This window comes from Pedobacter psychrophilus (assembly GCF_001652725.1).
Classification (GTDB): domain Bacteria; phylum Bacteroidota; class Bacteroidia; order Sphingobacteriales; family Sphingobacteriaceae; genus Pseudopedobacter; species Pseudopedobacter psychrophilus.
Window position 1 is genome coordinate 209,005 of the sequence record NZ_LWHJ01000022.1, and the last position, 12,983, is coordinate 221,987.

Here is a 12,983-nt window from a genome sequence, read left to right on the forward strand (position 1 = left end):
TGAATGTATTTTAAGATAAAGCCTAATTTTTTATTGATTTTAATTTGCTGCTTGGCATTTGTAGCTAAAGCGCAGGATCAAATTGTTTTTAGAAATTATTCTGTAGCCGATGGGTTGCGGTCCAATACTGTATGGTCAATCACTCAGGATGATCAGGGCTACATGTGGTTTGGCACTAAAAACGGAATTAGTCGATTTGATGGCTATCAATTCAAATCCTATCAGTTTGATAAGCAGAATAAAAATTCCCTCAGTGATAATTTTATACATAGCATTTTAAAATTTGACGATGAAACTTTTTGGTTAGGTACAGAATCAGGCGTCTCCATATTAAATCTTAAAAAAGAATCTTTCCAAGATTTTAAGCCACTTAAAAATAACTTAGTTTTTGATATTGTAAGGGATAGTAAAGGCATCGTTTGGATTGCTACGAAAAGTAATGGATTATATAGATACAATCCTAAAACAAAAGAATTAAAAAACTTTAAGGCTACAAGTCAAAATTCAGGTTTATCTTCCAATCAAATCAGAAAGCTTGCATTGGATAAATCCGGTAATTTATGGATAGCCACATTTGGTAATGGTTTAGATAAACTCAATACATCAAACTTTAAATTCAAAAACTTTAGAACAGAAAATTCGGGTCTCAGTAATAATTTTATACTTACCGTTTATTCTGATTTGGATGGTAATATTTGGACAGGAACTTTAACCGGAGGATTGGATTTTTATAATCAGAAAAACAACACCTTTAAGATATATAATAAAGGTAAAAACTCAATCAATGATGATATTGTAAGATCCATTTATCAGCCAAAAAGAGATAAGCTTTATATTGGGACAGAAAAAGGTTTGAACGTTCTTAATATTGCTACCGGAGAATTTAAAGCTTTTACTAATCAAATCAGTAATCCATTAAGCATCAGTGATAATGCGGTTTATTCCATCTTTCATGATAGAGAAGGGGGAGTTTGGGTAGGTACTTTTTTTGGTGGGGTTAATTATTTTCAAGAAAAGGGTTCCGAATTTGAATTATATTATCCAACCCAAGAACCAAAATCATTATTTGGAAGTGCAGTAAGCAGTTTTTTAGAAGATAAGCCAGGTTATTTTTGGGTAGGTACCGAAGATGGTGGATTAAATTATTTTAATTCTTTTGATAAAACTTTTAAGCATTATCCTTTTGATTCAAAACAGCAGAATTTATCTTATCACAACATACATACACTCTTTAAAGATAATGAGGGAAACATTTGGATTGGAACTTTTACAGGAGGCTTAAATATCTATAACCCAAAAACTGGTAAAGTAACTCAATATAAAAACGATCCTAAAAATCCAAAATCTATCAGTAATAATTCTATTTATTCCATATATCAGGATTTAGGAGGAAATATTTGGGTTGGAACTGTCAAAGGATTAAATCTCTTTAATAAAGAAACAAAAGATTTCACCAGAATAAAGGAGATGGGATTGGCTGTAAACTGTATTTACAGTATTTATGAGGACGCCGCTCAAAACATGTGGTTTGGCACATACGATTCTGGAATTATTGGTCGCAACAAAGAATCAGGAGATTGGCTGCATTTTTTTGCAGATGGAAAAGAAGGCTCCATTAGTTCTAATAAAGTCATTAGCATGCTTGATGATTATCAAGGTAATTTGTGGGTAGGTACAGATGGTGGAGGTTTAAATAAGCTGGATTTAAGAACGCATAAATTTTCGGCTTTTGATTCACGTTCTGATATCAATGCAAATGTTATTTATGGAATTTTACAAGATAACAGACATAATTTGTGGATTTCTACAAATGATGGTTTATACAGTTTTCAACCATCTTCTAAAATCGTAAAGCATTTTACCAATTGGGATTATTTGCAGAGCCGTCAGTTTAATTATTCTGCAGCTTACAAAGCTTCTGATGGGAAATTATATTTTGGAGGTATCAGAGGATTTAATGCATTTTATCCTGATAGCATAACAAAATCTAACATTAAAACTAACGTAGCATTCACCAATTTTCAGCTTTTTAATCAAGATGTAAAAGTGAATGATGAAGATAGTCCATTGAAAAGCCCCATTGGATTCGCTGAGTCTATAAAACTTTCTAACAATCAGAGTGTTATCAGTTTCGAATACGCCGCATTAAGCTATGTTGCCCCAAGAAAAATTTTATATGCCTATAAATTAGATGGGTTTGATAAAAATTGGAATTATGTTGGAGACCAACGTAAAGCTACATTTACAAATTTACCTCCAGGAGATTATACTTTTCAGGTGAAAGCTTCTACAGATGAACATAATTGGGATGTACCTATTTCTAAAATATCTGTAACCGTAAAGCCACCATTTTACAGTTCCTTATTTGCTTTGTTCATTTATATCATATTTACAATAGCAGGTTTTATCGCAATTAGAAAATACTTAACTAATAAAGCATTAAAAAGGAATGAAATTAAATTAGAAAGATTAAAAGTGGAAAAGGAAAAAGAATTCTATAACCAAAAGATAGAATTTTTTACTGCGATGGCACATGAGATTAGAACACCACTTTCGCTCATCACAGCACCTTTAGAGAAATTGCTAGAAATAAAAAAATGGGAACCCATGATTCAAAAACAACTGAATGTAATGGATGAAAATTCTAATAGACTATTGACTTTGGTCAATCAGCTTTTAGATTTTAGAAGAGTGGAAAGTGATATTTATGAAATTCATAAAGAAGAGGTGGATTTGGTCTCATTAATTCAATCTATATATTCCAGATTTTCAGCAATTCAGTACCAAAAAGGCGTAAAATTTACTTTAAGCACCAAAGTAAGTAGTCTTATTATTAAAGCGGATCCAGAAGCTTTAACTAAGATTTTTAATAATTTATTGATTAACGCCTTTAAATTCACCCGAACAAAAGTGAAAATAAGTATTCAAGAACCTTATGAGGAAGATGATAAGCAGCAGTATTTTAAAGTAAATATTGAAGATGATGGAATTGGCATACCAGAATCTGTAATTGGTCATATTTTCACTAAATTTTTTAAAGTATCAGATGGTACTCACCAATTTAATAATTTGGGAGGTACAGGTATTGGTCTTGCGCTTGCTAAATCTTTAACAGAAAGACACAGCGGCAGGTTAGATGTAACTAGCGTTCAAAATGTAAACACAGTTTTTAGTGTAATTATTCCATATACAGAACAAGTTTTAGATCTATCTAAAGTCGAAGCAGATGAAACTATTTTAGTTATTGAGGAAGAAGAAAGCAATGACAAACAAACTGTTATGATTGTGGAGGACGATGAATCTTTAATTGATTTTTACAATCATAGCCTCCATCAAGATGGATACAAGGTGATTATGGCAGGCAACGGTTTAGAAGCATTGAAGTTACTCAAAGAAAACAATATTGATTTAATCCTTTCTGATGTGATGATGCCTGAAATGGATGGTATTGAATTATGTAAAAATGTTAAAAATAGCATCGACTATAGTCATATTCCTCTGATACTTTTAACAGCAAGAGCAAACTCAGAATCTGAAATTGAAGGGATAGAAAATGGTGCAGATGCATACATTACTAAGCCATTTAAATGGAAGCATGTTACCGCGATGATAAAAAATCTGATGGATTCTCACGCCCGTTTAAAGGAGAAATTTACCGATCAGCCGTTTATAAAAGCCGACTCGCTCACCAATAACACTAAGGATAAAAAGTTCCTCGAAAAAATAACTGAAATTATAGAGAATAGAATTATGGATCCACAACTTTCCGTAGAAGAGCTTAGTAAAGAAGTTGCAATGAGCCGTTCTAGCCTACATAAAAAATTGAAGTCATTATCTGGACATGTACCAAATGAATTTATTAGGTTAGTGAGGTTAAAACATGCAGCAATGTTATTGCTTACCAATGATTATAACATTTCAGAAATTGGCTACATGGTAGGATTTAATTCTCATTCCTATTTCTCAAAATGCTTTTACAATCAGTTTAAATTAACTCCTTCAGAGTTTTTGGAGCAAGACAATAAAGCTGAAATATTAGAATAAAAGATTTGTTTCCTTATGTTTTTAAATTTTTATTGAATAATTAGAAACACCATTATACAACCGAATCATAAAATTATAAATCAATAATATGAAAATTACCTATGTTTTTTTGGGGATAATGCTTTTGTCCTTAATGATTAAAGCCCAAGATAAAATACGTCCAAATGTGGTTTTTATAGTGGTAGATGATATGAACACCTGGAGTATTCTTAAAGATTATGCTCCTTTAAAAACGCCATATATTGATAAACTTAAATCAGAATCATTAAATTTTATTAATGCAGTATGTGCGGTTCCTGTTTGCATTCCATCCAGAACTTCTTTTTTTACGGGAATTGCTGCGTATCATACAGGTGCTTATTTCAACAACCAAAATACATGGAATTCTAGTTTGTTATCTAAAACCGAGGTAATGCCAGAAACTTTCAAGATAAGCGGTTATACAACTTGGGGAAGAGGAAAAATTTTCCATGTAGAAATTAATGGGAATCGTGAAAAAGAGATGTTTGATAATAAAGTGATGAAAGGTGGATTTGGGCCATTTGCAGAAAAGGAATATTGGTATGCCAAAACTCAATGGTTTTCTATCAAACCCTGGACTGGTCCTGATACTGATTTTCCCGACGTAAGAAATGCCAATGCTGCTATAGATTTTTTTAAAGAGAAACATGATAAGCCTTTCTTTATGTATTATGGATTATTTAGACCTCACTCTCCATATACTGCTCCTAAGAGATTTTATGATTTATACAAAGATGAGGATATAAAATTGCCGCCGGGATATTTAGAAAACGATTTAGATGATATTCCTTTAATGGGAAGAGAGTTGGTGGATTCTATGAAAAAATATAGTAAAGAAGGGCTTTCTAAAAAGGAAGTTTGGTTAAAAATGATGAAAGGCTATTGCGCCAACACTTCATTTGCAGATTGGAATGTTGGAAGAGTGTTACAAGAATTAGATAATAGTGAGTATGGTAAAAATACTATTGTAATTTTTGTTTCTGATAATGGCTTTCATAATGGAACAAAAGACCATTGGGTGAAGGCAACATTGTGGGAGCAAGCTGATAAAGTGCCTTTCTTAATCAGAATGCCCGACAAAAAAGCATATGTATTACCTCAAACAGTAAGTCTTGTAGACATTTATCCTACGCTTATAGAATATTGTTCCTTAAAACCAACCAATCATAAATTAGATGGGAATAGTATGGTTCCAATTTTTAACAATCCAAAATTTAAATGGAATACACCAGGTTTTAGTTGCTACGGAGAAAACTATTCTTCTGTAAGGGATGAAAGGTATAGATATATACGCTACCCTGATGGCTCTGATGAGCTATATGATCACAGTACAGATCCTTATGAGCATAAGAACATTTCTCAAAAAACAAGTTCTAAGGAAATTATTAAAAAACTCTCTGTATCAATTCCTTCAAAATTTGCCATTTCTTTGGGAGGAAAAAAAGAGCTTCAATCTGAAGATTAAAAAATTTGAAATAGTTAAAAGAGATACAATGCGAAGAAAACAGCTATACTTTTTTGTTTTAATTTTAATGCAGTTTAGTAGTAACTCCTTATTTGCTAGGCAAATAGATGAAGAAAATAAGAAAACCTCCAAACCAAATATTGTTCTCATCATTGTAGATCAGTTTAGGGCAGATGCATCTAAAAGAGAAGGATTCGAATTAAATACAACTCCTTTTTTAGATAGTTTAGCCACCACAGGAGCATGGTTTAACAGGGCTTACACAGCATCTCCAGCATGTATTCCTAGTAGAACTTCTATGATGACGGGTCGTTTTCCAAGCGCTACTCATGTCCGTTCTAACATGAATTTAAAGGATGCCTATTTTAAAACCGATTTATATGAGGTGATGAAATCTGCAGGATATAGTACTGCATTAATAGGTAAAAACCATAGCTATCTTCAACCTAGCAAGATGGATTATTGGAAAGAATATTCTCACCTAGATGTTGCAAAACCAGAGAATGAAGAAGAAAAGAAATTTAGCTCATTTTTAAAAAGCACTAATTTTTATATGGAAAAAGGGCCAGCTCCTTTTCCGGCAAGTATGCAACAGCCCGCCCGTATGGTTAAAGACGCAGAAAAATGGGTAGGAGGGATGAAAGAGGAAAAGCCTTTCTTTTTATACCTTTCTTTTCCTGAGCCACATAATCCTTATCAGGTATCAGAACCCTATTATTCTATGTTTCCGCCAGAAAGCTTGCCTCCTATAAAAGTTGGTGAGGAAGCTTTGGTTGAAAAAGGAAATAAATGGGTTTTGCAAAAAGAGATGGAGCGAATGGGTTATCCCGATTTTGAAAAAAACATCCCAAGAATAAGAAGTAATTATTATGGGATGATGCGATTGATAGACGATGAAATCAGGAATTTTGTGAACTACCTCAAACAACAAAAAAAATATGATAATACTATCTTCATTTTTGTTGCAGACCATGGAGACTTTACTGGTGAATATGGTTTAATAAAAAAAGGAGTAGAAGTATCAGAATGTTTAATTCGTATTCCTATGTTATGGCATGGACCAGGAATTGTTCCAGAAATGAAACCTAAAGATGATCATATAAGTAATGTTGACATTATGCCTACCATTTGTGATTTATTGAATGTTGATTTGCCAGATGGTGTACAAGGAAGAAGCCTTTTGCCAATTTTAACCAAAATGCCGTATCCAAAAGAAGAATTTTCTAGTATCATCATCCAGCAAGGTTATGGCGGTTTGCATTTTACAAATTTAGAAGAATACGACCCATATACTCAAGACGGAAATTTGGTAAAAGGAAAAGAAGAATTTGATGAGTTAAACACATGGACACAAAGTGGCATGTTGCGTGGTTTAAGAAAAGGAGATTGGAAATTGATTTACGATATGCAAGGGAATGGAAAAATGTATAATTTGGTTAAAGACCCAGCAGAAATCCACGATCTTTTTAATAATAGAAAATATGCTGCCGAGCAAATGGATTTATTACAAGCCATGATGCAATGGGAACTACGTACTCAAGATCCACTGCCTTTGCCACATCCAAATGGAAATAGGGCTTATGGCTATAAAAAAGATCCTAAGAATTATTATGCTCCTTATAAAAACGAACCTCAGGAAAAATTAAAAGAGAATAAAAAAAAGCTTTAACATTTGTTAAAGCTTTTTAAATAAACCTGTGATAGATTAGTGATTATTACTTCAATTCAAAAGTCTTTTTTAATCTATATCCTTCCGAAGAGTCTGACATCAAAACATCAAATTTTCCTGCTTCTGCTTTCCATTGATGCTTTTGTTCATCCCAAAAAGACAAATCTTTAGTATTGACTGTGAACGTTAGTGTTTTCTTTTCGCCACTTTTAAGATAGACTTTTTGAAAATTTTTCAATTCTTTTAATGGTCTTTCTACGCTACTTTCTAAATCTGATAGATACAGTTGAACCACTTCAAATCCATTTACTTTTCCAGTATTTTGGATATCTACTGTCACATTTAATGCCTCATCTTTTTTGACATTTTCACTAGACAACTTAAGGTTTGTATATTGAAATGTAGTATAAGACAACCCATAACCGAAAGGAAATAACACAGGTTTCTTATATTTCTGATACCATCTATAACCTACAAAAACACCTTCTTCATAAGGAATATGAACCAGTTCTTGAGGTTTTACGTATTTGGCTATTTCCTTCTTGCTATCAGGTTCTTCCCCTTTCCAATAAGCTTTGTAAAAATTATTGTTACCATGCCAAAATGGTTTGCCGCCCAAGAAATTAAAATCAGGATCTGGTGAATCTTTAAAATCATTTTCGAGTGTAAAGGGAAGTCTTCCAGATGGATTAACTTTTCCACTTACCACTGATGCAAGTGCATTTCCTCTTTCCTGACCCAACATAAATGTCCATAAAATACCTTTTACATTTTTTAACCATGGCATAGGTAGTCCATTTGCAGAGCTGATTAGAACCACAATATTTGGATTTAGTTCGCTCAAGCGTTTGATATCCTTTATGGCTTTTTTTGGCTCATCAAAAGGAATGTCAAAACCTTCTCCTGATTCCTTATTTAATCGATATAAAACGATATCAGCATTTTTAACTTCCTCATCAGTAGCTTCCACTTTACAAGTTAAATTATCGCCATAAATAGATTTTAATCCTTTTTGAAAATCAACATGATTAAATCCTTCCACAAATCCACTTCCAGAGCCACTATGAATTTCATCCTCTCCGGTAAGAAGAATTTTTTTAGTTTTTGCAATTGGCAAGATGTTGTCATTGTTTTTCAAAAGACAAATCGCTTCCTCTGCGCATTGTAGTGCTAAACCTTGGTGTGCAATGGTTTTATCTTTATATTTTAAATCTTGGGGATATCTATCGTAAATTCCATTTTTAAAAAAAGTATATATATTGGGATAAATCATATGATTTAACTCAGCCTCTATTGATGCTTTTTTTGAAGGGTTTTTTGCGATAAAATCTTTAATATACTTGGCAAAAGTTTCATTATCAGCCATCAGCAAAGAAAGACCAGAAGGCGCAACTAAATTTTGTGAATTGATATGGTAATTTGAATTTTGCCAATCAGTCATAGCAACTCCTGTAAAACCAAACTCCTTTCTCAGTAAATCATTTAGCAAAGGTTTATGCATTGAATTCGGAATCCCATTGGTGAGGTTATTCCCCGTCATAATGGCTTGCACATTTGCTTCTTTAATTGCGGCTTCCCAAGGTAATAAATAGATTTCCCTTAATGTACGCTCAGAAAGATCACTACTTGCAATGTGTCTGGCAAATTCTTGATCATTAGCAATAAAATGTTTAGCGGTAGCAATTACATCCAGGCTTTGTAATCCTTGGATATAATTAACGGCAATTTTTGAAGTTAGCATTGGATCTTCTCCCATATACTCATAATTTCTTCCCCCTACAGAAAGACGTTGGATATTAATTCCAGGCCCTAGCAAGATATCAACACCATGTATTTTACATTCCTCAGAAATGCTCTGCCCAAAGTTTTTCGCAATTCCTATGTTCCATGTTGCAGAAAGTGCCTGCATACCAGGAAATGAAACGCTTTGTGATTTAGATTCAATGGAAGTTAATCTAATTCCTTGTGAAGCATCGGCCATGGTGACTGCCCTTAGCCCTAAGCGTGGAACAGCTGGGTAACAGAATTTTAAATAACCACCAGTAAGTTCTAATTTCTCATCAAAAGTAAGATAGCTGATTACTTCATTCGCTCTTTTATCAGGAGAAATTTTAGGATCCTGATAGTGGGAGCCAGCAGGAAACTGTTTGAATTCAGAAAGGGGTTTTAAAGTTTTGGGGTCTATTCTTTGTGCCTTACTAATTGTAGACGCTAATAATAGCAAAGCGAAAGAAAAATTCACTAAAAAGTTATGTTTCATATATTTATTTATTTCCAGATTTTTTAAAATTATTAGTATCCTCTGCATGGTATTGATGTTTCAATTTCTCTAGTTCTTGTTTCATTTTATTTACAACACTAGCATAATTTGGATTTGAATATTCGCTCTTCATTTCATGAGGGTCTTTTTCAAGATCATATAATTCCCACTGATCAATTCTATAAAAATGAATGAGTTTATATTTCTTGGTTGCCACTCCTTCATGAGGTTGTACACTATGTTGAGCCGGGAAATCATAATAATGATAATAAAGACTTTGTCGCCAATCTTTCGGAGCTTGTCCTTTAAATAATGGAGCTAAACTTAAACCCTGCATTACATTTGGGGCTTTTCCTCCCGCAACATCAATAAAAGTTTGGGCAAAATCAAGGTTTGAAACCAAATCATTATTCACTAAACCTGCCTTTATCATTTTTGGCCATTTAATTAATAATGGTGTCCTAAAAGATTCTTCATACATAAATCTCTTATCAAACCAGCCATGTTCGCCAAGGTAGAAGCCTTGATCAGAACTATAAACAATAATTGTGTTTTCTGTAAGATGGTTTTTTTCTAAATAATCTAACACTACCCCAACATTATCATCAACAGAGCGCACAACTGCAAGATAATCACGCATATAGCGTTGATATTTCCATTTGGTAAGTGCATCTCCTTCAAGTTTCAATTTTAAAAAATCTCTTTTTATGGGTGCATAAACGTCATCCCAGGCTTTACGTTGTTCGGGATTAAGTCTTTTATAAAAACCAGCCCCTTCACCTTTTTCAGTAAAAACTTTTAAATCTGCTCCAACTCGCATATACTTAGAAATTTCCATTTCCTGAGTTTTAGCAGCATCACCGCGATTTTCATAAGTATCAAATAGATTTTCTGGCTCAGGAAAAGTAGTGTCTTCATATAAACTTAATCTTTCAGGTCCTTTTTGCCAAGGGCGATGAGGAGCTTTATGATTGATCATCAATAGAAAAGGTTTACTTTCATCTCTTTTATCTAACCAATCAATAGCCTTATCCGTGATGATATTGGTAGCATAACCCTCCACTTTATATTGTCCCTTAGAATTAATGAATTCAGGATTATAATATTCTCCTTGACCTGGAAGAATGTCCCAATAATCAAAACCTTGAGGATCTGATTTTAGATGCCATTTACCTACAATAGCTGTTTGGTAGCCGTTTTGATGGAGGACAGATGGAAAAGTAGGTTGTTTCGTATCTAGAGAATCGCTAAGTATCCTAACTCCGTTTATATGACTATGAGTGCCAGTAAGTACGGTCGCCCTTGCAGGTGTACAGATGGAATTTGTAACATAACATTTGTTAAAAAGCATTCCGCCATTGGCTATTCTATCTATGTTTGGAGTTGGGGCCAATTGGGCTAATTTACTTTGATAAGCACTAATTGCCTGATAGGCGTGATCATCTGAAAAGATGAAAACAATATTTGGCTTTTTTTGAACTTGCTGGGAAAATATTTTATTTGAAAGGATTAAAAAGCAAATAAGATAAAACGAAATTTTCTTCATAAAAAGGATGTTATAATTGGTTGTTCAATTTTACCTATAAACCCATTAGTAAAGTAATAATTTTGTACAAAATCATATCAAATATGTAGTTTCATTTCTATTTGAAATGATTATGCTTAGTTTGTGTAGATTAATAAGTAAATCGTTAATCGGTTCAATTTTTAACGATGAATAAAAAAGATAATGAAGGTTAAATAAAAAAACTTTAAACCTTCTATGAAATGCCGCATTTAATTGGGCCAAAAATTTTTAAGACGTTACCACTTAATTTATTAAACTGCTGGTATTATGTTGAATTAGTATTTAACTTAAAATATTTGTGAGTTATAAATAATAAATAGCCTGCTTACCAATATTGAGAATCAAAAAATTTGAACTATAATTTATTTTTATGAAAAAATATATAACTCATTTTTTATGTTTATTAGTTGTTGTGCTTAGTGCATGCGCTAAAAAAGAGACTTCGGAAAAACCAAATATAATTTTAATTTATGTTGATGATTTGGGTTATGGTGATGTTAGTTGCTATGGCGCTACTGAAGTTAAAACACCTAATGTAGACCAACTTGCAAATGAAGGCCTGAGATTTACTGATGGACATTGTACAGCTGCAACTTGCACACCATCACGTTTTTCATTACTTACAGGGAGTTATGCGTTTAGAAATAATGCAGCTATTTTACCTGGAGATGCACCACTGCTAATTAGACCAGGAACAGCCACTTTGCCAAGTATGTTACAAAAAGCAGGTTACAAAACAGGCGTTATTGGTAAATGGCATTTAGGTTTGGGTGATGGAGTAATCAATTGGAACAAAGAGATTAAACCTGGACCATTAGAGATAGGTTTCGACTATTCTTTCTTGGTTCCAGCCACATTAGATCGTGTGCCATGTGTTTTTGTTGAGAACCGTAGAGTTGTAAACTTGGATCCTAAAGACCCTATTAAAGTAGATTACAGCAAAGATTTAAATTACTATCCTAACGGTTTAGAGGAACCCAATTTGCTTAAATTTAAAGGTGATACGCAACATAGTAATACCATAATTGATGGCATTAGCCGTATAGGATTTATGAGCGGTGGCAAAGCTGCACTTTGGAAAGATGAAGAAATAGCAAATGTTTTAATTGATAAAGTTAAAAATTTCATCAGTCAAAATAAAAAAGACCCATTTTTCCTATATTTTTCATTTACAGATATTCATGTTCCCCGAGATCCTAATAAACAATTTGTAGGTAAAACAAAAATGGGTTCTCGTGGTGATGCAATTGTGCAAATGGATTGGAGCGTAGGTAAAGTGATGGAAATTTTAAAGCAAAACGGTCTTGATGAAAACACACTAGTAATCTTTACAAGCGATAATGGACCTGTAATAGACGATGGTTATTATGATAAGGCAGCACAACTACTTGGCAAGCATAAACCAAGCGGACCGTTTAAAGGAGGAAAATATAGCGCTTATGAAGCTGGAACACGAGTTCCTACAATTGTATGGTGGCCAAAAATGGTAAAAAAGGGATTAAGTAATGCTTTAGTAAACCAAGTAGACTTGTATTCATCATTAGCAAATCTGACTCATCAAAAAGTCACTGGTAAAGATGCACCAGATAGTTTCGATATGTTGTCGACTTGGATGGGAAATACAAAAGTAGGTAGGAAAACTATGTTGGAAGAATCTTTTACATTATCCGTAAGAGATGGAGATTGGAAATATATAGCCCCACAAACTAAGAAAACGCCAGATTGGTTAGCGAATAAAGACATAGCTGTAGGATTACAGCAAGAACCACAACTGTATAACTTGGCAAATGATATAGGGGAGAATAATGATCTCAGTAAAAAAAATCCACAAAAAGTGAATGAGATGGCTACTCTTTTAAAAAATATCCAAGACAAACAAACTCGTCAAAATAATTAATTTAATATCAGCTTTAAATTTTAAACCGATGAAAAGAATCTGCGTAATTATTTTTATACT

General features: G+C 33.1%; 6 protein-coding genes. 4 read left to right on the plus strand and 2 right to left on the minus strand.

The window, feature by feature from the left end; genetic code table 11:
* Positions 1-3: 3 nt before the first annotated feature.
* From A5893_RS05690 to A5893_RS05700, 3 genes are all read left to right on the plus strand, one after another.
* Entirely contained in the window at positions 4-4,044 is a 4,041-nt protein-coding gene (locus A5893_RS05690) for a hybrid sensor histidine kinase/response regulator transcription factor (RefSeq protein ID WP_068821592.1), read from the plus strand.
* An 88-nt stretch (positions 4,045-4,132) separates the two neighbouring features.
* Positions 4,133-5,530 (plus strand): sulfatase, encoded by a 1,398-nt coding sequence (locus A5893_RS05695; RefSeq protein ID WP_082911351.1) that lies wholly within the window; start codon positions 4,133-4,135, stop codon positions 5,528-5,530.
* A 28-nt stretch (positions 5,531-5,558) separates the two neighbouring features.
* A complete protein-coding gene (locus A5893_RS05700) occupies positions 5,559-7,199 on the plus strand; it encodes a sulfatase family protein (RefSeq protein ID WP_068821594.1) in 1,641 nt (546 codons plus the stop codon).
* A gap of 46 nt (positions 7,200-7,245) precedes the next feature.
* On the opposite strand, the gene A5893_RS05705 is transcribed toward A5893_RS05700, so the two are convergent.
* Together A5893_RS05705 and A5893_RS05710 are read right to left on the minus strand one after the other, a co-directional pair.
* Entirely contained in the window at positions 7,246-9,459 is a 2,214-nt protein-coding gene (locus A5893_RS05705) for a beta-glucosidase (RefSeq protein WP_198342282.1), read from the minus strand.
* Between the two features lie 4 nt (positions 9,460-9,463).
* A complete protein-coding gene (locus A5893_RS05710) occupies positions 9,464-11,005 on the minus strand; it encodes a sulfatase family protein (protein WP_068821596.1) in 1,542 nt (513 codons plus the stop codon).
* A gap of 391 nt (positions 11,006-11,396) precedes the next feature.
* On the opposite strand from A5893_RS05710, the gene A5893_RS05715 reads away from it, so the two are divergent.
* Positions 11,397-12,923 carry a sulfatase family protein gene (locus A5893_RS05715; protein ID WP_068821597.1) on the plus strand — a complete coding sequence of 509 codons (1,527 nt, stop codon included), beginning with the start codon at positions 11,397-11,399 and terminating at the stop codon, positions 12,921-12,923.
* Positions 12,924-12,983: the final 60 nt, after the last annotated feature.

Bases quoted from the DNA above. Each gene is read 5' to 3' on its own strand.
- A5893_RS05690 (WP_068821592.1), top strand. From the start codon at position 4: ATGTATTTTAAGATAAAGCCTAATTTTTTATTGATTTTAATTTGCTGC.
- A5893_RS05695 (WP_082911351.1), top strand. From the start codon at position 4,133: ATGAAAATTACCTATGTTTTTTTGGGGATAATGCTTTTGTCCTTAATG.
- A5893_RS05700 (WP_068821594.1), top strand. From the start codon at position 5,559: ATGCGAAGAAAACAGCTATACTTTTTTGTTTTAATTTTAATGCAGTTT.
- A5893_RS05705 (WP_198342282.1), bottom strand. From the start codon at position 9,459: ATGAAACATAACTTTTTAGTGAATTTTTCTTTCGCTTTGCTATTATTA.
- A5893_RS05710 (WP_068821596.1), bottom strand. From the start codon at position 11,005: ATGAAGAAAATTTCGTTTTATCTTATTTGCTTTTTAATCCTTTCAAAT.
- A5893_RS05715 (WP_068821597.1), top strand. From the start codon at position 11,397: ATGAAAAAATATATAACTCATTTTTTATGTTTATTAGTTGTTGTGCTT.